The following is a 24,219-nucleotide window of genomic DNA, read 5'->3' on the forward strand; positions in this document are numbered from 1 at the left end:
GCCGTCTTTGCGATTGGAGGTGGTCCGGGATGAAACCTGGTGATCCCAGCAGTACGCGCTCGCACGCGTACGCCGTGCATAGCCCCGACCACTCCAATCCGGCAGCCTGATCGTTCCTCCACGCATTCGTGTTGTGAGGTGATGACGTCTTTCGTCACGCGTGGAGCGTGTAATAGGTCGGGCGGAAAGGGACTGCCATGCGCTCGTCCACCCTCTTCCGTCGCAGCAACCGCCACCCCGTGCCCCGGGCACGGTCGATCGTCGTGCCTGAGCGCACGCCCTGCATCCCGCCGGTCGACTCGATCGTCGAATACGGCGCCTACATCGACGGCAAGCGCGTCTACGCCGACGGCATCACCGCCTCGCTCGGCCTGGTCCGCGAGCACAACCTGACCGAGGACGGCCCCAAGGCGTTCGTCTGGGTCGGCCTGCACGAGCCGGCCGCGCCCGAGGTGGAGTGGCTGGCCGAGGTCTTCGGACTGCACCCGCTGTCGGTCGAGGACGCCGTCAAAGCGCACCAGCGGCCGAAAGTGGAGCGGTACGGCGACTCACTGTTCATGGTGCTGAAGACCATCGCCTACCTCGACCACGACGAGCTGACCGCGACCAGCGACATCATCGCCACCGGCGAGATCATGGTCTTCCTCGGCGCCGACTTCGTGGTGACCGTGCGGCACGGCTCGCACTGCCCGCTCGCCGAGGTGCGCGAGCGGCTGGAGGACAACCCCGAGCTGATGAACCGCGGCCCGGCGGGCGTGCTCCACGCCATCTCCGACCACGTCGTCGACCGCTACCTCCAGGTCGCCGACCTCATGCAGCTCGAGCTCGAAGAGGTCGAGGCGACCGTCTTCGCGGACGTCTCCTCCCGCGACATCAACCGGATCTACCAGCTCAAGCGCGAGATGCTGGAGATGAAGCGCGCCATAACGCCGCTGCAGCCGCCCATGGCCGCGCTGCCGCAGCGCCGCGTCATCCCCAACGAGATGCGCGAGTACTTCCGCGACGTCTCCGACCACCTCTCGCGGGTGTGCGAGCAGGTCGAGTCGTCCAACGAACTGTCCAACTCGATCCTGCAGGCCGCGCTGGCCCGCTCGAACACGATGGCCAACGAGGACATGCGCAAGATCTCCTCGTGGGTCGCGCTGCTGACGGTGCCCACGATGATCGCCGGCGTCTACGGCATGAACTTCGACTACATGCCCGGCCTGAAGGACGTGTGGGGCTATCCGGCGGTGCTGGCGGTCATGGTCACCGCCTGCACGCTCCTCTACCGGGGCTTCCGCCGCAACGGCTGGCTCTAGACCGCCACCGGGCGCAGGGGGCGCACCGGCGTGGGGAGCGGGAGACCCCGCTCCCGCCACAACTCGCGCATCCGGTCGGGATAGTCGGTGACGATCCCGGCCACGCCCAGGTCGAGCAGCTCCGCCGCCCGCTCGGGCGTGTTGACCGTCCAGGCCGCCACCGGCAGGTCCGCGGCCTGGGCCATGAACTCCGGCGTGACCAGCACGTGCTCCGGCGAGATGGTCGTGGCACCCGCCGCCCGCGCCGCCGCCGGGACGTCGTCGCCCAGGCAGCCGTGCCAGTGCAGCGTGTCCTCCTCGATCAGCGCGAAACGCTGGGTGCCCGGCGCGAGCTCGGCCGCCGCCGCGATCACCCGCCAGTCGAAGCTGAGGATCGCCGCGTTGTCCAGCCGGCCGTGCCGGTCGAGCTCCTCGACGACCAGCTCGGTGAAGTCCGCCGGGTCCGGGCACAGCTCCGGCCGGGTCGGGTCCGACTTCAGCTCCACGTGCAACCGCACCCCGTCCGCGCCGTAGGCGCCGACCAGGCCGAGGACCGCGCCGAGCGTCGGCATGCGGGTGTCGGGCAGCGGCGCCTGGGTGAGCGCGAACGGGTCGTCGGGGTGGCGCGGCAGCCGTACGCCCACGTCGAGCGTGCGGAGCTGCGCCAGGGTGAGGCTGTTGATCGCCTTGCCGACGTACGGGAACTGCTCGTCGCCGGGATGGGCCGGCCGCGTGTCCGCGCTGGTGATCGCGGACACGTGCAGGTCGTGCGTCAGCACGAGGCGCCGGTCGGCGCTCAGTGCGACGTCCAGCTCCAGGGCGTGGACCCCCAGTTCGAGGGTACGGCTCAGCCCCGGAAGGGTGTTCTCGGGCCACAGGCCCCTGGCTCCCCGATGACCGTGGATCTCTACACGCACACCGGGGACCCTACCCCCTCATCCTGGAGGCCCCGCGCAGGCACGCCCGCTCAGCCGACCAGGGAATTGATCTCGATTGTCTGGGTACGGCCCGGCCCCACGCCGACCGCCGAGATCGGGGCCTCGCTGAGCTCCTCCAACTTGCGCACGTACGCCTGGGCGTTCGGCGGCAGGTCGGCGAAGCTCTTGGCGTCGGAGATGTCCTCCTGCCAGCCCGGGAACTCCTCGTAGATCGGCTTGGCGTGGTGGAACTCGGTCTGCGTCATCGGGATCTCCTCGTGCCGCACCCCGTCGACGTCGTAGGCCACGCAGACCGGGATCTTCTCCAGGCCGGACAGGATGTCCAGCTTGGTGAGGAAGAAGTCGGTGACGCCGTTGACGCGGGTGGCGTACCGCGCGATGACCGCGTCGAACCAGCCGGTGCGGCGGTTGCGGCCGGTGGTCACGCCGTACTCGTGGCCGGTCGTGCGCAGCCAGTCGCCCATCTCGTCGGTCAGCTCGGTCGGGAACGGGCCCGAGCCCACGCGCGTGGTGTACGCCTTGAGGATGCCGATCACCTTGGTCAGGCGGTTCGGCGGGATGCCCGCGCCCGAGCACGCCCCGCCGCTGGTCGGCGAGGAGGAGGTGACGAACGGGTAGGTGCCGTGGTCGATGTCGAGCAGCGTGCCCTGACCACCCTCCAGCACCACGAACTTGCCGGCGTCGAGCGCCTGCTTCAGCACCAGCGAGGTGTCGGCGATGTGCGGCTTGAGGCGCTCGGCGTAACCGAGGTACTCCTCCAGCACCTGGCCGGCGTCGATGCCGCGACGGTTGTAGATCTTGGTGAGGACCTGGTTGCGCTCGCCGAGCACGACCTCGATCTTCTGCTGCAGGATGCCCGGGTCGAGCAGGTCCTGGACCCGGATGCCCATCCGGTAGATTTTGTCGCCGTAGGCCGGGCCGATGCCGCGGCCGGTGGTGCCGATCTTGTTCTTGCCGAGGTAGCGCTCGGTCACCTTGTCGATGGCCTTGTGGTGCGGCATGATCAGGTGCGCGTTCGCCGAGATCAGCAGCTTCTCCGCGGACACGCCGCGCTCGGCCAGACCGTCGATCTCCTTGAGCAGCACGCCCGGGTCGATGACCACGCCGTTGCCGATCACCGGGACCACATGCGGCGAGAGCACGCCGGTCGGTACGAGGTGGAGCGCGTACTTCTGATCGCCGATGACGATCGTGTGGCCGGCGTTGTTGCCGCCCTGGTAGCGCACCACGTACTCGACGCTGTCACCGAGCAGGTCGGTGACCTTTCCCTTGCCCTCGTCGCCCCACTGGGCACCGACGATCACAACAGCCGGCATTGCCTTGTCTCCCAACACAAACGAAAACCCCTGGCGCAACAGCGACAGGGGCTCTTGCGAAGAGAGACTACCCGAATTCAACTTCGGGACAAAGCGTCGTACCCCTCCGGACTGCTTTCCTTCAGGAAGGTCAGGCAGCGCTCGGCCTCGTCTTTCTCGCCGATGGACTGGGCGGCGCGACCGAGGGCGTAGAGGCTGCGGAGGAAACCACGGTTGGGCTCGTGGTCCCAGGGGATGGGGCCGTGACCCTTCCAGCCCGCGCGGCGGAGCTGGTCGAGACCACGGTGGTAGCCCGTGCGGGCGAACGCGTAGGAGGTCACCGCGTGCCCCTGCGCGAAGTACTCTTCGGCCAGCGTCGCCCAGGCCGCCGAGTTGGCGGGGAAGCGGGCGGCGACGTCGGCGGCCTTGGCGCCCGATTCGAGCGCCTCCCTGGCCTCGGGCGTGTCCGGCAGGTAGGTCGGCGGCGGCCCGGCGAGAAGGTTGTCCATAAGACAAGTCATACCCGCCGGGCCGTATGTGTGGCTACGAGATCTTCGTCCCAGTCGACTTCAGATCCGTGCACGCCTGCACGACGCGGGCCGCCATCGCGCCCTCGGCGGCCTTGCCGTACGAGCGGGGGTCGTAGGTCTTCTTGTTGCCGACCTCGCCGTCCACCTTCAGCACGCCGTCGTAGTTGCGGAACATGTGGTCGGCGATCGGGCGGGTGTAGGCGTACTGCGTGTCGGTGTCGATGTTCATCTTGACCACGCCGTAGGAGATCGCCTCGTGGATCTCCTCCATCGCCGAGCCCGAACCGCCGTGGAAGACCAGGTCGAACGGGCGCTCGACGCCGTACTTGGCGCCCACGACGTCCTGGATCTCCTTGAGCACCGGCGGGCGCAGCTTCACGTGACCGGGCTTGTAGACGCCGTGCACGTTGCCGAAGGTCGCGGCCAGCATGTACCGGCCCTGCTCGCCGATGCCGACCGCCTCGGCCGTGGCCAGCGCGTCCTCGGCGGTCGTGTAGAGCTTCTCGTTGATCTCGTTGGCGACGCCGTCCTCCTCGCCGCCGACGACGCCGATCTCCATCTCCATGATGATCCGGGCGCGGCGGCACTTCTCCAGGAGCTCCTTGGCGATCTCCAGGTTCTCCTCCAGCGGTACGGCGGAGCCGTCCCACATGTGCGACTGGAAGATCGGGTCGCCGCCCTTGGCCAGCGACGCCTCGATCAGCGGGCGCATGAAGCCGTCGAGCTTGTCCTTCGGGCAGTGGTCGGTGTGCAGCGCCACGGTCACCGGGTACTTCTTCGCCACCACGCGGGCGTACTCGGCCAGGGCCAGCGCACCCGAGACCATGTCCTTCACCGACGCGCCGGACAGGAACTCCGCGCCGCCGGTGGACACCTGGATGATGCCGTCGCTCTCCGCCTCGGCGAAACCGCGCAAAGCGGCGTTCAACGTCTCCGAGGAGGTCACGTTGATGGCCGGGTAGGCGAATCCGCGGGATTTTGCCCGGTCGAGCATCTCGGCGTAGACCTCTGGGGTGGCGATAGCCATGATCATCTCCTGGTCGATACGGGATGGCGGTGCCTAGTATCCCGGCTCTGTTCCCTCCTTGGTAGTGAACAAGCCGGGTAGGCTCAGCGCGTGGATTGGCTCTTGAATCTCCTGGACCCGACCTGGTGGCTCACCATTCTCGGGGCCTTCGCGACAGTCGGCGTTCTGGCGATCATCTTCGCCGAGACCGGCCTGCTGCTCGGCTTCTTCCTGCCGGGCGACTCGCTCCTCGTGGCGGCCGGAATCTTCAGCTCCGCCTCCGTGGCCGCCGGCATGGGCGGCGAGATCGAACCGCTGTCGCTGCCGGTCCTGCTCATCGGGACCCCCTTGTGCGCCATCGCCGGCGCGCAACTCGGACACTTCCTCGGGTTCCGGTTCGGGCGCAAGATGTTCGACAAGCCCGACTCCAAGCTGTTCAAGCGGGAACACGTGCTTCGGGCGGAGGAGTTCTTCGAGAAGTTCGGGCCCGCGCGGGCGGTCGTCCTGGCGCGCTTCGTCCCGATCGTGCGCACCTTCATGAACCCTGTCGCGGGGGTGCTGGAGATGCAGCCCCGGCGGTTCTTCCTGTGGAACGTCATCGGCGGCGTCGTCTGGACCGAGAGCCTTTTGCTGCTCGGGCACTGGCTTGGCAACCGCGTCGACCCCAAGCAGATCGACCGCTACATCCTGCCCGGGGTTTTTCTCATCGTGGCGATCTCGTTGATCCCCATCGTGGTGGAGGCGGTCAAGGCGCGGCGGATCAAGAAGGCCCTCCCGCCGCCGGTCGGCAAACACCACCGCCTTCCCACCGACGCCCCCTGACCTTTCCTTTTTGTCCCGGCGGGCAGGCCCACCCTCCCCGCCGCCGCACGGGGGACTCGGTCGCCGCCTTCCCCTCCCGCCGCCCAGGACCACACCCCGCCGCGCCCCCTTCTCGCCGCATAGATGCGCGGGGGCGTGGGCGGGCACGCGGCCACGCGGCCCTTCCCTCCACCCCCCACCGCCCCCTCAACCAATGCGGCGAGAAGTCCGTACGGCGGGGCGTGATCCTGTGCGGCGGGAAAGCCGCCCCCTACCTCAAACCGGTGCGGTGAGAAGTCCGTACGGCGGGGCGTGATCCTGGGCGGCGGGGAAGCCGCCCCCTACCTCAAACCGGTGCGGTGAGAAGTCCGTACGGCGGGGCGTGCTCCTGTTCGGTGGGAACGCCGCGACCCACCCCAACCAATGCGGTGAGAAGCCCGTACGGCGGGGCGTGATCCTGTCCGGTGAGGGCGAGAGAGGCCCCTCAGGACCCAGACCCGCCCAAAGCCTTGACCAGATCCCCCAACACCACCCGAGCCGCCAACGGCGCCCCCCGGGTGCTCCAGACCGACCCGTCCACCGCCACAACCTGCCCCGCCCGAACCGCCCGAAGCTGCTTGAACGCCGGCGTCCCGCGGATCTCGTCCAACGCCTTCTGCCCGTCCGCGGTAAGGGTCGACACGAACAGCCACTCCCCGTCGATGTCCGAAAGGGCCTCAAGGCTGAGCGGAAGGGAGTGCGCCGTGCCGTCCTTGTTCTGCGCCGCAGGCCGGGTAAGCCCAAGGTCGGTGGCGACGAAGCCGGCGAACTGCCGCTTCTCCATCCAGCTGGGCCCCTGCGGGTTCCACCGCACGATGCTGACCTCGGCCGGCTTGATCCCGGCCTTGGCCGAAGCGACCGCGGCGTCGTACTCGGCCAGCACCTTCTTGGCCCCGTCGAGCCGGTTGAGCGCGTTGCCGATGCCCATGAACGACAGCTTCCAGTCGTCGCTGGGCGCCATGGTGAGCACGGTGGCGGGGGTGATCTTGCGGAGTTGGTCGATGACCTGCTGGTCCTGGAGGTCGCCGGCGAGGATGAGGTCGGGCTTGACCTCGACGACCTTGTCGATCACCGGCTGGAGCAGGTTGCCGACGACCGGGATGCCCTGCACCCGGTCGGCGAGGTAGGCCGGGGGCTTGTCGAGTCCCTGGCCGTTGGTGATGCCGACGGGGGTGACGCCCAGGGCGAGGGCGGCGTCGAGGTCCTCCTGGGTCAGCGTCACGACGCGCTTGGGGTCGGCGGGGACCTTGATGAGGGTGCCCGTGGCGTCCTTGATCTCCCGCGTCGCCGCGGCCGGGGTGGTGGCCGCGGGGGCGCCGGCGGCGGTGGTGCCGGTTGCGCCGCACGCCACCACGGTGAGGAGGGCGAGTGCGGCGGCGATGAGGCCGCTCACTCGGGGGAGAGAGGTCATGCCAGCTCCAAAGTTAGGTAAGGCTTTCCTAATTTAGGGTAGCCTTACTCCATGGCTTTGCAACCCCGCACTGGGACAGCGCTGCCCCTCCTGGTGTTCGGGGTCGTGATCGTGCTGCTCGGGGGCTCGATGCTGGCCGGAGCCGGACGGGTCGCGCCCGGCCAAGTGATCGACTATGTGCTCGGGGCGCGAGGTGATGATCACCTGGAAATGGTGGTCACCACGCTGCGCCTGCCCCGGACGCTCGCCGGACTGCTGGTCGGGGCGGCGCTCGGGGTGGCGGGGCTGCTCATGCAGGCGGTCACCCGCAACCCGCTGGCCGAGCCGGGGCTGCTCGGCGTCAACGCGGGTGCGGCGCTCGGGGTGGTGGCCGGGATCGTGTTCGTCGGGGCGCAGACCGGCGGGGCGTACCTGGCCTGGGCGCTCGGCGGTGCGCTGGCGGCGACCGCGTTGGTGTTGCTGCTCGGGGCGCGGCTGGCGCCGCTCAAGCTGGTGCTGGCCGGGGCGGCGTTGTCGGCCACGTTGACCGGGCTGACTACCGCGCTGCTGGTCGCCGATCCGCTCACCTTCGACCGGTACCGGTTCTGGGTGCTGGGCTCGTTGTCCGGGCTGCCGATGGAGCGGGTGCTGGCCATCGCGCCCGCGGTGGTCGGGGGGCTGGTGATGGCTGGGCTTGCCGCCCGGCCGCTGGCTGCCTTGGCCCTGGGTGACGACGTGGCCGTCTCCCTCGGGTATCGGCCTGGCCGTACCCGCTGGTGGGTGACGGTCGCCGTGACCCTGCTCGGGGCGGCGGCGGTGGCCATGGCGGGGCCGATCGGGTTCCTCGGCCTGCTGGCGGGCTTCGTGGCGCGCGGGGTCTGCCGGGGGCGGGTGGGGGCGCAACTTCTCCTGGCGGCCGGGACGGGGGCGGCGGTGCTGCTCGGGGCGGACATCCTCGCCCGGGTGGTGGCGCAGCCGTACGAGGCGCCGGTGTCTTTGCTGGTGGCGGTCCTTGGGGCTCCGGTGCTCATCGTCGTGGCCCGGTCTCGCGCGGTCGCCGCGGGTGCCCCCGACCTGTCCGCCACCTCCCGGCCCGCGCGGCGACTGTGGAGGGGGAGGAGCGGCGGCCACCCACAGGCCGCCGGCCTCGGCACCGGTCGGGTGGGTGGGCTTCGGCCTGCCGACACCCTTCCCGTACGGCTGGGCGGTCTGTCCGTGCTGGTGCCGGTGCGGGGATCGGTGGTGGCGGTGGGGCTCGCGCTACTGGCGGCGGGGCTGGCGCTCGGAGCGATCGTGGCCGGGCAGTCGGCGATGACGGCCGCACAGGCGCTCGACGCGCTGTACGGGCTGGGGGAGAGCGGCCAGCGCCTGCTGGTCCAGGAGATCAGGCTGCCGCGCATCGTCGCCGGTCTGGTCGCCGGGGCCGCCCTGGGGCTGTCCGGCGCGCTCACCCAGGCGCTGGCCCGCAACCGGCTGGCCACGCCCGACCTGCTCGGCATCAACCAGGGCGCGATCATCGCCATCCTGCTCGCCGGCCTGATCGCCCCCACCGGGACGCTCTTCGGCCACTGGTGGATCGGCCCGCTCGGCGCGGCGGCGGCCGGGGTGGCGGTGTTCGCGGTCGCCGGCGGGACCGGACGGCAGGGCTACCGCTTCCTGGTCACCGGCCTGGCGCTCAGCACGATCGCCGGTTCGCTCACCCAGGCGCTGCTGGCCTGGCAGGGGCTCAGCGCGGCGACGGCGGTGCACGCGTGGAGCGTCGGCAGCCTGGCGGGCCGCGACTACGCGGTGGCGCTGCCGGTGGCCGCCGGGCTGGCCGTGCTGACGCCTGCCGCGGTGCTGCTGTCCAGGCGGCTGGCGGTGCTGCGCTTCGGCGAGGACGTCAGCGCGGCGCTCGGCGCGCGTCCCGCCCGCACCCGGGTGTGGCTCCTCTGCCTGGCCGTCGCGCTGGCCGGGCTCGCGGTCGGGGTGGGCGGGCCGATCGCCTTCGTCGCCCTGGCCGCGCCGGTCATCGCCGCCCAGCTCGCCGGGCCGGCGCGGGTGCCGCTGCTGGGCTCGGCCCTGGCCGGGGCGGCGCTGGTCGTGGCGGCCGACACCGCCGGGCGGGTGGCGGCCGGCGGGATCGAGATCCCGGTCGGCGTCGTCACCAGCATCCTCGGCGGGCCGTTCCTGCTGTGGGCCCTTCTCACCGATCGGAGATCCTGAATGTCCTTGCTGGTGGAGCCGGCGAGCACGCCCGGCCGTTACCGGGTCACCTTCCGCTGGCGGCCCGGGGCGGCCGGTGAGCTGGCTGTGGTGCTCATCAACACGCTGACCGACCGGGACCGGCATGCCGGTGACATCAGTGGGCACGTCATGCGGCCCGCCGCGGGTGGTGAGGTGCTGGAGGCGGTCTACGAGCTGGACGGGGATCTGCGGGCCAGCTACCAGATCCTGCCGTGCGCCGAGGTGCCGGGGACCGACCGCGCGTCGTGGTTGCGGGCGCTGGAGACGGCGGGGCCGGACCCGGACAACCCGGTGCTCGTCCCGGCCTCACCGGGGCGGCGGCCCTCGTCGTTGCTCGAACTGCCCGGCGCGCCGGCCCAGCCGTACCGGGAGGCCCGTCCCGGGGTGGCGCGTGGCCGGATGACGGAACACACAGTGGCCGGCCGCCGCCTCTGGACCTACACCCCGCCCAACGGTCCGATCACCACCCCGGCCCCCGGCCCAGCCTTCACCCCGTCCTCCGCCCCCTCCTCCACCTCAGCCGGGCACGGTGGCGGGCCGTACCCCGTGGTGGTGTTCCTGGACGGGGACGTGTGGGCCGAGCGGATCGGGCCGACGCTGGACAACCTGATCGCCGCAGGCCGGATCCCGCCGGTGGTGGCGGTGCTGCCGGACGCGGTGGACCGGCCGACGCGGCTGCGGGAGCTGGCCTGCCACGAGCCGTTCGTGCGGCACCTGGCCGAGGAGGTGCTCCCGTGGGCCGAGCGGGAACTGAACGCCTCGCCGGACCCGCAGTTGACCGTGATCGCCGGGCAGAGCCTCGGCGGGCTGGCCGCCTCCTACGCCGCCTACCTGGCCCCCGAGCGGTTCGGGGCGGTGGTGTCGCAGTCGGGCTCGTACTGGTGGAGCGACGCCGACCCGGAGTGGCTCACCCGGCAGTACGCCCGCTCGCCCCGCCGTACGGTCCGCTTCTACGTGGAGGTGGGCCGCCTGGAGTGGATGCTGCTCGGCGAGAACCGCCGCTTCGCCGAGACGCTGGCCGCGCAGGGCTACGAGGTGGCCTTCAGCGAGTTCGCCGGCGGCCACGACCCGGCCTGCTGGCTCGGCGGGCTGGCCCGCGGGCTGGAGACGGTGGGCGCGGGATGGCTGTGAACGTCGAGGCGGCCAAGCGGGCCGCCTACCACACCGTACGGCAGGCGGCCCAGGAGCTGACCGGCCTCAGCCACCGCATCCACGCCCACCCCGAGACCGCCTTCGAGGAGCACCGGGCCGCCGCCTGGACCGCCCAGACCTTGGCCGACGGCGGTTTCGCCGTCGAGCCGGGGGTCGCCGGCCTGCCCACCGCGTTCGTCGCCCGCGCCGGGTCGGGCCCGGTCACCGTGGCGTTCTGCGCGGAGTACGACGCCCTGCCGGGGCTGGGGCACGCCTGCGGCCACAACGTGATCGCCGCCGCCTCGGCCGGGGCCGGGCTCGCCCTCGCCCCGCTCGCCGACGAGCTGGGCCTGACCGTGCTGGTCGTCGGCACCCCGGCGGAGGAACGCGGCGGCGGCAAGGCGCTGCTGCTGGAGGCCGGCGTGTTCGAGGGGGTGGACGCGGCGATGATGGTGCATCCCGGCCCCTTCGAGACCGTGCGGTTCCGCTCCTTCGCCCTCGGGACCCTGGACGTCGAGTACACCGGCCGGGCCGCGCACGCCACGCTCGCTCCGTGGGAGGGGCGCAACGCCGCCGACGCGATGACCGTGGCTCAGGTGGCGCTCGGCCTGTTGCGCGCGCAGTTGCCGCCCGGGCGGCACGCGCACGGCGTGGTCGCCGAGGCGGGGCTGGCGCCGAACGTCATCCCCGACCGTGCCCTTGCGAGCTACGAGATCCGGGCCGGGGCTGCGGCCGACCTCGGCGAGCTGCGGTCCCGGGTGCAGGCGTGCTTCGAGGGGGCGGCGGTGGCCACCGGGTGCGAGGTGCGGCTGACCCGGCCCGAGCCCGACTATCTCGACTTCCGCGACGACGAGCGGCTGGCCGGTTGGTACGCGGCCAACGCGGCGGTGGCCAGGCGGCCGGTTCCGGTGGAGCGTGGGCCGTTCGCGATGACCGACATGGGCAACGTGTCGCACGCCGTGCCCGCGATCCACCCGATGCTGGACATCGGCGCGGGCGGCGCCGCGCCGCACGAGGCCGCCTTCGCCGCGGCCGCGGTGACCCCGGCGGCCGACGAGGCCATGCTGGCGGCGGCAGTCATCCTGGCCTCGACCGCCGCCGACCTCGCCGCATCGGCTACCGACTCCCGCTGACCGCCGCCGACCTCGCCGCTACGGGTGCCGGGTCTCGCTGACGGCGTGGGCGCCGGCTCGGGCGGTCAGGGCGGCGGCCACGAGAGCCGCCGACACCAGCAGGGCCGCCCGGTAGCCGAGGCCGATGGCCAGCGCGCACAGGCCGACGCCGAGGCCGCCGCCGAGCATGCGCACCGACTGGAAGAGCGTCATCGCCCGGCCCATCAGCTCCGGCCCCACCCCGGCGAACGAGGTGACCTGCACGGCGGTGACCGCCTGCCCGAGCACCAGGCCGACGGCGAACATCAGCAGCCGCAACGGCCACGGCCCCAGGTCGGCCAGCGCGGGCAACGCGAACAACACCGCCCCACCGGCCAGCCCGACGGCGATCACCCGCCGCTCGCCCCAGCGCGCGCAGCTCCGCTCGACCAGGAAACCGGCGGCCAGCAGGCCGAGCGCCTCGGGGAAGAGCACCAGGCCGGCCTCGGTCGCCGAGGCGCCGAGCAGGTCCTGGTACATCAGCGGGAAGACGAACAACATGCCCATGAGCCCGGCGGCGGCCAGCGCGGCGGCAGCCGTACCGCGCAGGAAGGCCTGGTCGGCCGCGAGCTGCCGCACCGGCAGGAGCTCGCGCAGGACCAGGCGCACCGGCGTGCCACCGCTGAGCGGCAGCACGACCAGCCCGGCCACCACCGCGGCGGCACCGAGGGGCAGGTTGACTAGGAAGGCCCACCGCCAGGAGAACGCGTCGGCCAGCCAGCCGCCCAGCACCGGCCCCAGAGCCGGTGCCAGAGCCGTCGGCACGACCACGTACTTCGACAGCCGCATCCGCTCCTCGGGCGGGACGGCGGCGAAGAGCATGGCCAGGCCCGCCGGGGTCAGCACGCCGCCGCCGGCGCCCTGCACGACGCGGAAGCCGACCAGCGAGCCCAGGTCCCAGGCCAGCGCGCACAGGCCGGAGCCCGCGGTGAACACCGCCAGCGACACCAGGAAGACCCGGGCCGCGCCGTACCGGTCGCACAACCAGCCCGCGACCGGCATGACCGCGGCCACGCTGGCCAGGAAGGCCCACTCGACCGGGTTGGCCGCCGCCGGGGCGACGCCCAGGTCGGCGGCGATGCGGAACAGGGCCGGGTTGACGATGGTGGCGTCCAGCCCGTTCATGCACATCGCCGTCACGTAGACCGCGAGGACGGCGGGCCTCACCGCCGCCGGCTTCGCGGCCGCAGGTCGCTCCAGGCAGCGGCGACGTAGGCCAGGCAGGCGGGCCGCGAGTCCGGTCCGAAGCGCACGCTCCAGCCGTCGGGCGCCTCGGCGAAGGCGGGCCACAGCGAGTGCTGGTCCTCGGCGTTGGCCAGGACCAGGAACTCGCCGTCCGGGTCGTCGAAGGGGTTCATCGGGGCCGTTCCTCCAGTCGGGCCGCGAGGATCGCCGCGATCTCGGCGATCGGCTCGGGCCGGGTCATGTCCTTGTGGCTGCAGGCGATGTCGTGCGCGTCGATGACGCCGGTGACGTGCGGGCGCCAGCAGGCGGCGGTCAGGCCCTCGTCGAGGGTGTCCACGGTGGCGCGGAAGAAGAGCATGTCGCCGTGGAAGACCTTGGTGTCGAGGGCTCGCACCAGCCGGTTGGTGTTGAGGTAGAGGTCCTTCAGCTCGGTCAGGACGCGCTCGCTGAGCCCCGCCAGGGGGCTGCCCGCCCGGCGCAGCACGCGCACCGCGTCCGGCAGCGTGGCGGCGGCGTCCGGGGCGAACCCGCCCATGGTGAGCAGGGCCTCCAGCGCCTCGGCCTCGTCGGAGGGCGGCAGGCCGCGCATGCCCTCGGCCGGGTAGGCGTCGAGTACGGCCAGCATCCGCACGTCGCCGAGCTGGGCGGCCATCTCGTGCGCGATGATGCCGCCGGTCGACCAGCCCAGCAGGTGGTAGGGCCCTTGGGGCTGCACCTCGCGCACCCGGGCGACGTAGTCGGCGGCCAGCTCCTCCAGGGAGCCGGGCAGCGGGTCGCGCCGGGCCTGGAGGGCATGGATCGGCCGGTCGGGCAGGTGCCGGATCAGGCCGCTGTAGCACCAGCCGAGCCCGCCCGCCGGATGCACGCAGAACAGCGGCGGACGCGAGCCGGACTCGCGCAGCGGGAGCAGCGTGGACAGCGGGTCGAGCCGCGCGCCGCCCTCCAGCAGCCGGGCCAGGCCCGCCGGGGTGGGCGCCTCGAACAGCGAGCCGATCGAGACCTGCGCGCCGAGCGTCTGGCCGATCCGCGAGGCCAGCCGTACCGCGAGCAGGGAGTGGCCGCCCAGCTCGAAGAAGCCGTCGTCCACGCCGACCCTGGGCAGGCCCAGCACCTCGGCGAACAGCTCGCACAGGGTCGCCTCGCGCGGCCCGGACGGCGGCCTGCCCTCGCCCGCCGTCACCGTCGGCGCGGGCAGCGCCCGTACGTCGAGCTTGCCGTTGACGGTCAGCGGCAGCGCGGGGAGTTCCACCACGGCCGAGGGCACCATGTGGCCGGGCAGGGTGCGGACGGCGTGCTCGCGCACCCCGGCCGCCTGCCCGACGACAGCCGCTTGCCAGACGACGTAGGCGACCAGGCGGCGGTCACCGGGCCGGTCCTCGCGCACGGTCACCGCGGCCTGGGCGACCGCCGGGTGGCTCAGGACGGCCGCCTCGACCTCGCCGAGCTCGATGCGGAAGCCCCGGATCTTGACCTGCTGGTCGGCGCGGCCGGCGTAGTCGAGCGTGCCGTCCCGCCGCCACCGGGCCAGGTCGCCCGAGCGGTACATGCGGGTGCCGGGCGGGCCGTAGGGGTCGGCGACGAACCGTTCGGCGGTCAGTCCCGGGCGGCCCAGGTAGCCGCGCGCCAGCCCGGCCCCGGCGACGTAGATCTCGCCGGTCACGCCCGGCGGCACCGGCCGCAGCCGCTCGTCGAGCAGGTAGACGCGCAGGTCCGGCAGCGCGCGGCCGATGCCGTCGCTCCCGTCCAGGTAGGTGACGTGCACGGTGGTCTCGGTGATGCCGTACATGTTGACCAGCCGGGGCCCGTCCGGCCGCCAGCCCGCCACCCGGCCCGCCTCCAGCGCCTCCCCGCCGAAGATCACGTACCGCAGCGCCAGGTCGCGGCCGTCGTCGGCGGCGACGAGCTGGTAGCAGGCCGAGGGCGTCTGGTTCAGCACGGTGACGCGCTCGCGGGCGAGCAGTTCCAGGAAGTCGCCGGGGGAGCGGCTGACCTCGAAGGGGACCACGACCAGCCGCCCGCCGTACAGCAGCGCGCCCCACAGCTCCCACACCGAGAAGTCGAAGGCGGCCGAGTGGAAGAGCGTCCACACGTCGTCGGGACCGAAGCCGAACAGCGCGTCGGTCGAGGTCAGCAGCCGGACCACGTTGTGATGGGTGACGACCACGCCCTTGGGCCGGCCGGTCGAGCCGGAGGTGTAGATCACGTAGGCCGCGTCCTCCGGCTCGGCCGTCCGCGCGGGGGCGTGGGCGGGCAGGCCGCCGAGCTCGTCGAACCACGACTCGTCCACCACGCAGACCGGTCCGGCGTCCTCGACCATGAAGGCGAGCCGGTCGGCCGGGTACGACGGGTCCAGCGGCAGGTAGGCCGCGCCGGTCTTGAGCACGGCCAGGATCGCCACGACGAGGTCGGCCGAGCGGGGCAGGGCCAGCCCGACCAGCCGGTCGGGGCCCGCGCCCCGGGCGATGAGGGCGTGCGCCAGCCGGTTGGCCCGCACGTCGAGCTCGCGGTAGGTGAGCCCGTCCACCGCCGGGGCGTCCGGGGCGCGCTCGACCCGCTCGGCGAACCGGTCGGTGATGGTGGCCTCCGGCGGGCTGACCAGGTCGCCGTTCCACCCGTGGACGAGCTGCTCGTGCTCGCCGGGCGCGAGCACGTCGAGGTCGCTGAGCGGCCGGTCGGGCGCGGCCACGGCGGCGGCCAGCAACCGGACGAACCGCTCGGCGATCGAGCGGGCGCCGGCCCGGTCGAACAGGTCGGCGCTGTACTCCAGGAAGCCCGCCCCGGCCGTGTCGAGGTTGAGCGTGAGGTCGAACTTGGCCGTCCCGGTGTGCACCACCCGCACGTCGGAGCCGGTGGCGTCCTGCTGGACCAGCATGACCTGGAACAGCGGGTGCCGGTTGCGCGCCCGCACCGGGTTCAGCGCCTCCACCAGCTTCTCGAACGGCAGGTCGGCGTGGTCGAAGGCGGCCAGGTCGAGGGCACGCACCCGGTCGAGCAACTCGGCGAAGGCCGGGTCGCCCGAGGTGTCGGTGCGGAGCACCAGCGTGTTCACGAAGAAGCCGACCGCCTCGTCCAGCGCGCTGTCGTGCCGGCCCGCGACCGGGGTGCCGATCGGCAGGTCCACGCCCGCGCCGAGCCGGGTGAGCAACGCGGCGAGCGCGGCGTGCACGACCATGAAGGTGCTGGCCCGGCGCTCGCGGGCCAGGTGCTCGACGCCGGTCCACACCTCGGCCGGCACCACCACCGGCACCGTGCCGCCGCGCCCGCTCGGGCTCGCCGGTCGTGGCCGGTCGGCGGGCAGGGCCAGCTCGTCCGGCAGGCCGGCGAGCGTGCGGGTCCAGTGCTCCAGGCCGGGCTCGCCGAGCTCCTGCTGCCACAGCGTGTAGTCGGCGTACTGCACCGGCAGCGGCCGCCAGTCCGGCGCCGCACCGGCGCGCCGGGCCCGGTAGGCGCTCAGCACGTCCCGCACCAGCGGCCGGGCCGACCAGCCGTCGCCCGCGATGTGGTGCAGCACCAGCATCAGCAGGTGCTCGCGCGGCCCCAGCCGCAGCAGGTGGGCGCGGAACGGCGGCTCGGCGGCCAGGTCGAAGGGCCGGCGGGCGATCGTCCGCACCGCCTCCTCGACCACGTCCGGCTGCCACACCGGCAGCGCCGGCCGGCCCACCGGCCGGATCTCCTGGTACGGCACGCCGTCCCGCTCCGGGAAGCGCGTGCGCAGGATCTCGTGCCGCTCGCACACGTCGGCCACCGCGGCCCGCAGGGCCTCCCGGTCGACCGCTTCCTGGAGCCGGACCGCGATCGGGATGTTGTAGGCCGGGTCCCTCGGGTCCATCCGGTGCAGGAACCACAGCCTGGCCTGGGCCGAGGAGAGCGGCATCGGCGCAGGCCGGGTCCGGGGGCGCAACGGCGGGCGTGGGGCGCGCCCGCTGGGCAGCCGGGCGGCCAGCAGGGCCGGGGTGGGCCCGGCGAAGATGTCGGTGATCGGCAGGCGGACGCCGAAGGACTCCCTGATCCGCACCGCCAGCCGGGCGGCCAGCAGGGAGTGGCCGCCGAGGTCGAAGAAACCGTCGTCCGGTCCGGCCTGGTCGAGGCCCAGGACTTCGGCGAACAGCTCGGCCATCGCCTGCTCGGCGGCGGTGGCGGGCGGCCGGGCCGTCGCGCCCGTGGCGCTCGTCGTGGAAGGCGGTGGGAGGGCGGCGCGGTCGAGCTTGCCGTTGGGCGTGCGCGGGAGCGCGGGAAGCACCACGAGCACCGCCGGAACCAGCCCGGCCGGCAACCGCTCGGCCACGAAGGCTCTCACCGTGGTCGGCTCAGCAGCGCAGCCGTCGCCCGGCACGAGGTAACCCACCAGCCGCTCCCCGTGCACGGCCACCGCCGCCGCGGCGACCCCGGGGTGCTCCTCCAGCACGGCCTCGATCTCCCCGGGCTCGATCCGCAGCCCCCGCAGCTTGACCTGCTCGTCGGCCCGCCCGCGCAGCTCCAGCCGGCCGTCCAGCCCCCGGCGGGCCAGGTCCCCGGTCCGGTAGAGCCGTCCACCGCCCGCGTGGGCCACGAAACGCTCGGCGGTCAGCTCCGGCCGGTTCAGGTAGCCCAGCGCCAGCCCCTCACCGGACAGGTAGAGCTCGCCGGTCACCCCGGGCGGGCACGGCTGCAACGCTCCGTCGAGCACGTGCGCCCCGGTCCCGGCGGTGGCCCACTCGCGGCCGTCGCCGGTCCAGGTGTAGGCGTCGACCGCGGCCTCGGTCGGCCCGTAGTGGTTGACCGCGAGGGTGCGCCCGCTCAGCTCCCGCCACAGCCCCTCGGGCACCGCCTCGCCGCCGACCACCGTGATCGGCGGGGGCGCGGCCAGCAGCGCGGGCACCTCCCTGAGGTGCGACGGCGTCAGGTCCAGGTAGTCCACGCCCTGCTCGCGCACGTAGGCGGCGAGCGCGTCCGGGTCGCGGTAGGTCTCCTCCTCCAGCAGGTGCAGGGTGTGCCCGCCGATCATCCACAGCAGCGGGTCGAGGGCGGCGTCGAAGGAGAAGGAGGCGGTGTGCGCGACGCGCAGCCGCCGGCCGGGCGGGAAGAGCCGCTCCCGGTGGCTGACCAGCAGCGCGGCCAGGCCGCGGTGGGTGGCCGCGACGCCCTTGGGGCGGCCGGTGGAGCCGGAGGTGTAGATCACGTAGGCGAGGTCGTCGAGGGCTGCCTCCGGCAGGATGGCGTCGGCGCCGGGTTCCTCGCCCTGCCAGTCCGGGCCGATCGCCAGGCATGGCTGGGCGTCGGCGAGCATGAAGCGCCGCCGCTCCTCCGGGTAGGCCGGGTCCACGGGCAGGAAGGCCGCGCCGCACCGCCACACCGCCAGGACCGTCGCGACCAGTTCTGCCGACCTCGGGGCGGTCAGCGCCACGATGCTGCCGGGGACCGCGCCCGCGGCTCGGAGGCGGTGGGCCGTGCGTTCGGCCTGCTCGGCCAGTTCGGCGAAGGTCAGGCTGCCGGTACGGCTGACCAGGGCGGGCTCGTCCGGCGTGCGCCGTACCTGCTCCTGGAAAGCGGCGATCACGGTCGGCGCGGCAGTGGGGTGCGCTGCGGGGGCGGGCAGGGTGGCTCGGTCGGTGTCGGTGAGCACGGACAGCCGCCCCAGCGGCGTGTCGGGGGAGACGGCGGCCAGCGAGGTCAGGAAGCCGGCCAGGCGACGGCAGTGCGCGGCCACCTCGGCCGGCGAGTAACGCGCGGCGTTGCCGTCGAGCTCCAGGGTCAGCCGGTCGCCGTCGACCAGGAGGGTGACCGCGAGGTCGTCCACCGGCCCGGCGGCCAGGTTGCGGACGGTGCCGGTGGCCCCGCCGAACTTGGCGTCCGTGGCGAACGGCTTGATGTTCAGCACCGGCCCGAACAGCGCCCGCCGGGTGCCGGACAGGCCGAGGTCGCCGCGCAGGTCCTCCAGGCGGTAGCGGGAGTGCCGCCGCGCCTCGGCGATGCGCCGCGCGGTCTCGGCGACCAGCGCGGCGAACGGGCGGCCGGGCCGTACGTCCACGCGGAGCGGGAGCACGTTGACCGTCAGGCAGGGCACCCGCAGAGCGGAGCCGGTGCGGTTCATCAGCGGCAGGCCGAGCAGCACGTCGGTGGTCCCGGTGACGCGCCCGGTGTAACAGGCGACCCCGGCGGCCAGCACGTCGGCCCAGGTGCCCCTGGCCTCGCGGGCGTGCGCGTCCCAGTGCCCGGTGGCGGGCAGCGGCTCCCGGTGGCGGACCACGTCGCGGGCCGACAACGCGATCCCCGGCGGTTCTGGGCGGTCGGCCAGATGCCCGGTCCAGTAGGCGCGGTCGCGGGCGCGCTCCTCCGACCCGGCGTAGGCGGCCTCGGCGGCCAGCACGGGTTCGAGCGGACCGAACGGCCCCGGCCCGGGCGGCAGGCCCTCGGCGAGCGCGGAGTAGATCTCCGCGACCCGGGTGACCAGCATCGACAGGGCGTAGGCGTCGATCAGGATGTGGTGCACGCGCAGGTACCACACGGCGTGCTCGTCACCCAGGCGCAGCAGCGCGTGCCGCGCCAGTGTGCCGGTGACGACGTCGACCGGGGTGCTCAGGTCCTCCCGCATCCACCGCTCCGCGGCGGCCTCCGGGTCGTCGGCCCCGCGCAGGTCCAGGTGGTCGAGCCGGCCGCTGGCGGTGTCCCATTCGGGCAGGTACTGCGCCGGAGTCTCGGTGAAGCGCAGCCGCAGCGGCTCGGCCTCGGCCAGGCACCGCCGCAGCGCCCGCTCGAACAGCCCGGTGTCGAACGGCCCGCGGATGTCCACCCGGTCGGCGGCGTTGTAGACCGGGTTGCCGGGATCCAGCCGCTGGGCGAACCAGATCCCGGCCTGCGCCCCGGTCAGCGGCCTGACCTTGGGCGAGCCGTCCGGTACGGCAGGCGTGCTCATGCCAGCAGCTCCGCCCAGGCCGCCAGGGTCGGCCGCTCGACCAGGTCGGGGAAGGACACCTCGGCGCCCTCGGCCTTCCAGACCTCGGCCAGCGTCATCAGCCGGATCGAGTCCAGCCCGGCCGCGATCAGGTCGTCGTCCGGCGCGAGCTCGCCCGGGTCGAGGTAGAGGATCTCGGCGACCTGCGCGCGCAGTCGCTCGGCCAGCTCAGACACCGGCCACCGCCCGGGTGAGCGCCCGGCTGACGCCCACGGTCGTGGTCACGGCCGAGCAGCGCTGGGCGGCGTAGGTCAGGGCCATGTCGTGGTGCTCGGCGGAGAAGTCGGCCACCGCGTCGGCCACGACGAAGGACTGCACGTCGCGCATGAACGCCTCGCAGGCGGTCATGAGCACGCCGATGTGCGCGTAGATCCCGCAGATGATGAGCTGGTCGCGACCCAGCCGGGCCATCAGCTCGGCGAGGCCGGTGCGCTGGTAGGCGCTGTAGCGCCACTTGGTGAGCAGCACGTCGCCCTCGCGCGGGGCTAGCTCGGCGACGATGGCCGACTCGCGGGCCGGCGCGCCGATGCCGGGCCCCCAGAAGTCCTGGAGCAGCCCGCGTTGCTCGCGGCTCTGCGCGCCGGGCTGGGCCGAGTAGACGACCGGCACGCCCACGTCGCCGCAGCGCTCGCGCAGCGCCAGCACGTTGGACATGAGCTCCACCAGCGGGGAGTGCCCGGGGGTGAAGGCGTCCAGGAAGTAGTTCTGCATGTCGTGCACCAGCAGGACGGCCCGGCTCGCGCTGGGCTGCCAGTCGACCCGGTTGTCCGGCGTACGGCTCGGCATCGGGTAGGGGGTGATGGCGGGGATGGCCATGCTCGTCAGGTCCTCTCACGCAGATGGAGCTTGCTGACCTTGCCGACCGCGGTGTTCGGGAAGGCGTCCACGTACTCGAAGAGATCGGGGATCTTGAAGGCGGCGATGCCGCGCGCGGTCAGGAAGGCGCGCAGCTCGGTCCTGGGCGGCGGCGCGCCCTCGCAGATGACGTACGCGCACACGCGCTCGCCCAGGAAGGGATCGGGCACGCCGACCACGCTGGCGTCGTGCACCGAGGGGTGGGCCAGCAGGTGGTTCTCCACCTCCTCGGGGGCGATCTTCTCGCCGCCGCGGTTGATCTGGTCCTTGGCCCGCCCCTCGACGACCAGGTGTCCGGTCGGGGTGAGCCGGACCAGGTCGCCGGTGCGGTAGAAGCCGTCCGGGGTGAAGGCCTGCCGGTTGTGCTCCTCGGCCCGCCAGTAGGCCTTGATCGTGTACGGCCCGCGGGTCAGCAGGTGCCCGCCCGGCTCGACCACGATCTCGTCGGCGGGCGACAGCGGCCGGCCCTGCGTGCCGACGACGAGCTCGTCGGGGTCGTCGAGCCGGGTGTAGTTGACCAGCCCTTCGGCCATCCCGAACACCTGCTGCAACGTGCACCCCAGCTCGGGCCGCACCCGCCGGGCCGCCTCGGCGCTGAACTTGGCGCCGCCCACCTGGAGCACCTCCAGGCTGGACAGGTCGTGCGGGGTGCTCGCCGCGGCGCGCAACCACAGCAGGGCCAGCGGCGGCACCAGCGCGGCGATGCTCACCCGCTCGCGCTCGATCAGCGGGAAGCAGGTGGCCGGGCTGGGATCGGCCGCCAGCACCGAGGCGGCTCCCGCGCTGAGCGCGCCGAACACGCCGGGCGAGCTCATCGGGAAGTTGTGCGCCGCCGGGAGGGCGCACAGGTAGACGCTGTCCGGCGTCAGCCCGCAGAGCTCGGCGCTGGCGCGGAAGCTGTAGATGTAGTCGTCGTGCGTGCGCGGGATCAGCTTGGGCAGGCCCGTGCTGCCGCCGGACAGCTGCAGGAAGGCCACCTCGCCCGGGTCGCGGTCGGGCAGCTCGACCGGGTCCTCCTCGGGCAGCTCAGCCAGCGGGATGGCCGGGGTGCCGGGGGCGCGTTCCCGGTCGGCCTCCTCGGCGCAGATGTAGGCGGCGGCCTCGGTGAACTCGCAGAAGTAGGAGATCTCGGCCGAGCGGTGCGCGGGCAGGGCGAACACCGGCCAGGCGCCGAGCCGGTACAGGGCGAAGCAGACCTGGTGGAACTGCGGCACGTTGGGGAGCTGCACCACGACGCGGTCGCCGGGGCCGATGCCTCGGCGGTGCAGCCCGGCGGCCAGGCGGTCGGCTCGCGCGTCCAGGTCGTCGAAGCTCCAGCGCTCGGCGGCGATCAGGGCGGGGCGCTTGCCGTACCGGCCGGCGAGCTCGCGCAGCAGCGCGCCGAAGCTGACGCCGCGCCAGTAGCCGAGCGCCCGGTAGCGGGCGGCCTCCTCGTCAGTCCAGTGCATCGGGCCACGCTCCGAGTGCGCCGAGCATGGTGCGGAACTTGCCGGTCGTCTCGGCCAGCTCGTGCTCGGGGACCGAGCCGGGGACGATGCCGGCGCCCGCGTACAGCCGGACGGTGTGCTCGCCGATCTCGGCGCAGCGGATGGCCACCGCCCACTCGCCGTCGCCGGCCGCGTCGCACCAGCCGACCAGCCCGCCGTAGAAGCCGCGGTCGAACGGTTCGAGGGTGGCGATGAGCCGGCGCGCGGCCGGTTGCGGCGTGCCGCAGACCGCCGGGGTCGGGTGGAGCGCGGCGGCCAGGGCCAGCGAGCTGGGCGCCGGGTCGCGCAGCGTGCCGCTGACCGGGGTGGACAGGTGCCACATGGTCCTGGTCGCGGTGAGCCCGGGCCGCCCGGGGACCTCCAGCTCGGTGCAGAACGGCGCCAGGCGCTCGGCGACGGCCTCCACCACCAGGCGGTGCTCGTGCAGGTCCTTGGCCGACTCCAGCAGCGCGGCGGCGCGGGCGGAGTCGACCGCCGGGTCGTCGCTGCGGGCCGCAGAACCGGCCAGCGGGTTGCTCAGCACCTGGCGGCCCCGGCGCGAGACCAGCAGCTCCGGGCTGGCCCCGGCCAGCGTGCGCCCGCCGGGCAGCGGCACCGCGAAGCTGTAGCCGTGGCCGAGCAGGGGCCGGACCACCTCGATGGGCTCGACCGGCTCGTCGGAACGGAGTTCGAGGGTGCGCGCCAGGACCACCTTGGTCAGCTCGCCCGCCTCCAGCTCGGCCAGCGCCAGCCGTACCGCCCGGGTGTAGGCGGACGGGTGCGGCACCGGCCGGGTCCACCAGCGGGCCGACGGCGGGGGCGGCGGGGCCGGGCGCAGCGGCCCGGACCAGGTCGCGGTCGCCGGGACCAGCAGGTGCGCCGCGCCGTCGAACCCGATCGCCCCGGCGGCCAGGCCGGAGCCGAGCTCCTCCGGCGGGCGCTCGGCGAGCTCGGCGAGCTCACCGGTCACGCGCGCGGCAGCGCCGCGGGTGAGCAGCGTGCCCCCGGGCGAGGCGAACAGCACCGATCGGGCGTGTTCGTACCCCGCCAGCGGGTCCGCGGCGGTGGTCAGCACTTCCATGGAGATCCAATCACTCAGGCGCGCAGGGTTGCGCCGCCGTCGACGAGGAGGTCGTGCATGGTGATGTGGCGGGAGCGGGCGGAGGCCAGGAAGAGCACCGCGTCGGCGACGTCCCCGGGGTCGGCGACGCGGCCGAGCGGGATGCCCGTGCGGAAGGTGCCCAGGTCCCCGGCCACCGGGTCGCCCGCCTGCAGGGTGCGCAGCATGGGCGTGTCGGTGGAGCCGGGGGAGACCACGTTGCAGCGGATGCCGTGCGCGGCCAGCTCCAGGCCCAGGCACTGGGTGAAGGCGCGGGCCGCGGCCTTGGAGGCGGCGTAGGCGGCCATGCCCACGCGCGGCACCGACGCGGCGTTCGAGGCGACCGTGACGATGCAGCCGGAGCGCCTGGGGATCATCCGCCGCGCGACCGCCCGGCAGACGTGGAAGACCCCGTCGGTGTTCACCGCGAACGTCTGCCGCCACGCGGCGTCGTCGGTCTCGTGCGCGTGGCCGGGCACCAGCACGCCCGCCACGCTCACCAGCACCCCGATCGGCCCCAGCTCGCGCTCCACCCGGCCGACCAGTTCCTCCACCTCGCCGGGGTCGCGGACGTCCACCCGGTACGGCACGCCGTCCAGGTCGGCGGCGGCCACGACCGCCCCGGCCTCCGCCAGCGCAGCCGCCACCGCCGCCCCGATCCCCCCGCCCGCCCCGGTGACCAGGGCCACGGAGCCCCCGATCCCATCCATGCGCACAGCCCTTCTTAGGTAAGCCTTATTTAGGTAAGGCTTACCTAATTTGACCGCTTCTTGGGCAGGTGTCAAGACTGATCGAGTAAGGGCGTGCTCACCGACCGCGCTCCCGCCAGGCCGGTCGCCTTTCCACCCGTGGCGGAACTGTCGGTGGGAACTGGTTAGCTGATCGTCGTCTCTCCC

The 24,219-nt window shown here is 73.4% G+C and carries 18 protein-coding genes; 5 read left to right on the plus strand and 13 right to left on the minus strand.

The genetic code is table 11. The annotated features are described in order from the left end of the window. Positions 1 to 263 precede the first annotated feature (263 nt). Positions 264 to 1,301 carry a magnesium/cobalt transporter CorA gene (gene corA / locus AB0I67_RS07705; protein ID WP_357919283.1) on the plus strand — a complete coding sequence of 346 codons (1,038 nt, stop codon included), beginning with the start codon at positions 264 to 266 and terminating at the stop codon, positions 1,299 to 1,301. Here corA and AB0I67_RS07710 read toward each other — a convergent pair. The 4 genes from AB0I67_RS07710 to fbaA all read right to left on the minus strand — a co-directional run bounded on the left by AB0I67_RS07710 (position 1,298) and on the right by fbaA (position 5,076). Next, positions 1,298 to 2,197 (minus strand): glycerophosphodiester phosphodiesterase family protein, encoded by a 900-nt coding sequence (locus AB0I67_RS07710; RefSeq protein WP_357919286.1) that lies wholly within the window; start codon positions 2,195 to 2,197, stop codon positions 1,298 to 1,300. The genes corA and AB0I67_RS07710 overlap by 4 nt on opposite strands. A 50-nt stretch (positions 2,198 to 2,247) precedes the next feature. Further along, complete coding sequence (locus AB0I67_RS07715; RefSeq protein ID WP_357919289.1) at positions 2,248 to 3,534, minus strand: adenylosuccinate synthase; 1,287 nt, start codon at positions 3,532 to 3,534, stop codon at positions 2,248 to 2,250. Between the two features lie 77 nt (positions 3,535 to 3,611). After that, a complete protein-coding gene (locus AB0I67_RS07720; RefSeq protein ID WP_357919291.1) occupies positions 3,612 to 4,022 on the minus strand; it encodes a DUF3151 domain-containing protein in 411 nt (136 codons plus the stop codon). A 34-nt stretch (positions 4,023 to 4,056) separates the two neighbouring features. Continuing rightward, positions 4,057 to 5,076, minus strand: a complete 1,020-nt coding sequence (gene fbaA, locus AB0I67_RS07725) for a class II fructose-bisphosphate aldolase (protein WP_357919294.1) — start codon at positions 5,074 to 5,076, stop codon at positions 4,057 to 4,059. Between the two features lie 84 nt (positions 5,077 to 5,160). On the opposite strand from fbaA, the gene AB0I67_RS07730 reads away from it, so the two are divergent. Beyond that, positions 5,161 to 5,871 carry a DedA family protein gene (locus AB0I67_RS07730; RefSeq protein WP_357919297.1) on the plus strand — a complete coding sequence of 237 codons (711 nt, stop codon included), beginning with the start codon at positions 5,161 to 5,163 and terminating at the stop codon, positions 5,869 to 5,871. A 463-nt stretch (positions 5,872 to 6,334) separates the two neighbouring features. On the opposite strand, the gene AB0I67_RS07735 is transcribed toward AB0I67_RS07730, so the two are convergent. Next, positions 6,335 to 7,300, minus strand: a complete 966-nt coding sequence (locus AB0I67_RS07735; protein ID WP_357919300.1) for an iron-siderophore ABC transporter substrate-binding protein — start codon at positions 7,298 to 7,300, stop codon at positions 6,335 to 6,337. Between the two features lie 51 nt (positions 7,301 to 7,351). On the opposite strand from AB0I67_RS07735, the gene AB0I67_RS07740 reads away from it, so the two are divergent. Genes AB0I67_RS07740 through AB0I67_RS07750 form a run of 3 tightly spaced genes read left to right on the plus strand, consistent with a single transcriptional unit; the run spans position 7,352 to position 11,769 of the window. Further along, entirely contained in the window at positions 7,352 to 9,484 is a 2,133-nt protein-coding gene (locus tag AB0I67_RS07740; RefSeq protein WP_357919303.1) for an iron chelate uptake ABC transporter family permease subunit, read from the plus strand. Then, complete coding sequence (locus tag AB0I67_RS07745) at positions 9,485 to 10,636, plus strand: alpha/beta hydrolase-fold protein (RefSeq protein WP_357919306.1); 1,152 nt, start codon at positions 9,485 to 9,487, stop codon at positions 10,634 to 10,636. Then, entirely contained in the window at positions 10,627 to 11,769 is a 1,143-nt protein-coding gene (locus AB0I67_RS07750; RefSeq protein WP_357919309.1) for an amidohydrolase, read from the plus strand. The genes AB0I67_RS07745 and AB0I67_RS07750 overlap by 10 nt, the downstream gene beginning before the upstream one ends. Positions 11,770 to 11,787: 18 nt before the next feature. Here the strand turns inward: AB0I67_RS07750 and AB0I67_RS07755 are convergent, their stop codons facing one another. Genes AB0I67_RS07755 through AB0I67_RS07790 form a run of 8 tightly spaced genes read right to left on the minus strand, consistent with a single transcriptional unit; the run spans position 11,788 to position 24,033 of the window. Further along, a complete protein-coding gene (locus AB0I67_RS07755) occupies positions 11,788 to 12,954 on the minus strand; it encodes an MFS transporter (protein WP_357919312.1) in 1,167 nt (388 codons plus the stop codon). Beyond that, positions 12,951 to 13,145, minus strand: a complete 195-nt coding sequence (locus tag AB0I67_RS07760; protein ID WP_357919315.1) for an MbtH family protein — start codon at positions 13,143 to 13,145, stop codon at positions 12,951 to 12,953. The genes AB0I67_RS07755 and AB0I67_RS07760 overlap by 4 nt, the downstream gene beginning before the upstream one ends. Continuing rightward, a complete protein-coding gene (locus tag AB0I67_RS07765) occupies positions 13,142 to 19,864 on the minus strand; it encodes an amino acid adenylation domain-containing protein (protein ID WP_357919318.1) in 6,723 nt (2,240 codons plus the stop codon). The genes AB0I67_RS07760 and AB0I67_RS07765 overlap by 4 nt, the downstream gene beginning before the upstream one ends. Further along, a complete protein-coding gene (locus tag AB0I67_RS07770; RefSeq protein WP_357919321.1) occupies positions 19,861 to 20,079 on the minus strand; it encodes a phosphopantetheine-binding protein in 219 nt (72 codons plus the stop codon). Before AB0I67_RS07770 ends, AB0I67_RS07765 begins: the two co-directional genes overlap by 4 nt. Continuing rightward, complete coding sequence (locus AB0I67_RS07775) at positions 20,072 to 20,719, minus strand: isochorismatase family protein (RefSeq protein WP_357919324.1); 648 nt, start codon at positions 20,717 to 20,719, stop codon at positions 20,072 to 20,074. The genes AB0I67_RS07770 and AB0I67_RS07775 overlap by 8 nt, the downstream gene beginning before the upstream one ends. A 5-nt stretch (positions 20,720 to 20,724) precedes the next feature. Next, the gene (locus AB0I67_RS07780; protein ID WP_357919327.1) at positions 20,725 to 22,206 is read right to left on the minus strand and encodes an AMP-binding protein; all 1,482 of its coding nucleotides are present in this window, start codon (positions 22,204 to 22,206) and stop codon (positions 20,725 to 20,727) included. Further along, on the minus strand, positions 22,193 to 23,305 hold the full coding sequence (locus tag AB0I67_RS07785; protein ID WP_357919330.1) for an isochorismate synthase: 1,113 nt from the start codon (positions 23,303 to 23,305) through the stop codon (positions 22,193 to 22,195). Before AB0I67_RS07785 ends, AB0I67_RS07780 begins: the two co-directional genes overlap by 14 nt. A 14-nt stretch (positions 23,306 to 23,319) precedes the next feature. Next, complete coding sequence (locus AB0I67_RS07790; protein ID WP_357919333.1) at positions 23,320 to 24,033, minus strand: SDR family oxidoreductase; 714 nt, start codon at positions 24,031 to 24,033, stop codon at positions 23,320 to 23,322. Positions 24,034 to 24,219: the final 186 nt, after the last annotated feature.

The organism is Nonomuraea sp. NPDC050310 (genome assembly GCF_040655795.1).
In the GTDB taxonomy this organism is placed as follows: Bacteria; Actinomycetota; Actinomycetes; order Streptosporangiales; family Streptosporangiaceae; genus Nonomuraea.

Bases quoted from the DNA above. Each gene is read 5' to 3' on its own strand.
- AB0I67_RS07715 (WP_357919289.1), bottom strand. From the start codon at position 3,534: ATGCCGGCTGTTGTGATCGTCGGTGCCCAGTGGGGCGACGAGGGCAAG.
- AB0I67_RS07720 (WP_357919291.1), bottom strand. From the start codon at position 4,022: ATGGACAACCTTCTCGCCGGGCCGCCGCCGACCTACCTGCCGGACACG.
- fbaA (WP_357919294.1), bottom strand. From the start codon at position 5,076: ATGATCATGGCTATCGCCACCCCAGAGGTCTACGCCGAGATGCTCGAC.
- AB0I67_RS07735 (WP_357919300.1), bottom strand. From the start codon at position 7,300: ATGACCTCTCTCCCCCGAGTGAGCGGCCTCATCGCCGCCGCACTCGCC.
- AB0I67_RS07740 (WP_357919303.1), top strand. From the start codon at position 7,352: ATGGCTTTGCAACCCCGCACTGGGACAGCGCTGCCCCTCCTGGTGTTC.
- AB0I67_RS07745 (WP_357919306.1), top strand. From the start codon at position 9,485: ATGTCCTTGCTGGTGGAGCCGGCGAGCACGCCCGGCCGTTACCGGGTC.
- AB0I67_RS07750 (WP_357919309.1), top strand. From the start codon at position 10,627: ATGGCTGTGAACGTCGAGGCGGCCAAGCGGGCCGCCTACCACACCGTA.
- AB0I67_RS07760 (WP_357919315.1), bottom strand. From the start codon at position 13,145: ATGAACCCCTTCGACGACCCGGACGGCGAGTTCCTGGTCCTGGCCAAC.
- AB0I67_RS07765 (WP_357919318.1), bottom strand. From the start codon at position 19,864: ATGAGCACGCCTGCCGTACCGGACGGCTCGCCCAAGGTCAGGCCGCTG.
- AB0I67_RS07775 (WP_357919324.1), bottom strand. From the start codon at position 20,719: ATGGCCATCCCCGCCATCACCCCCTACCCGATGCCGAGCCGTACGCCG.
- AB0I67_RS07780 (WP_357919327.1), bottom strand. From the start codon at position 22,206: ATGCACTGGACTGACGAGGAGGCCGCCCGCTACCGGGCGCTCGGCTAC.
- AB0I67_RS07785 (WP_357919330.1), bottom strand. From the start codon at position 23,305: ATGGAAGTGCTGACCACCGCCGCGGACCCGCTGGCGGGGTACGAACAC.
- AB0I67_RS07790 (WP_357919333.1), bottom strand. From the start codon at position 24,033: ATGGATGGGATCGGGGGCTCCGTGGCCCTGGTCACCGGGGCGGGCGGG.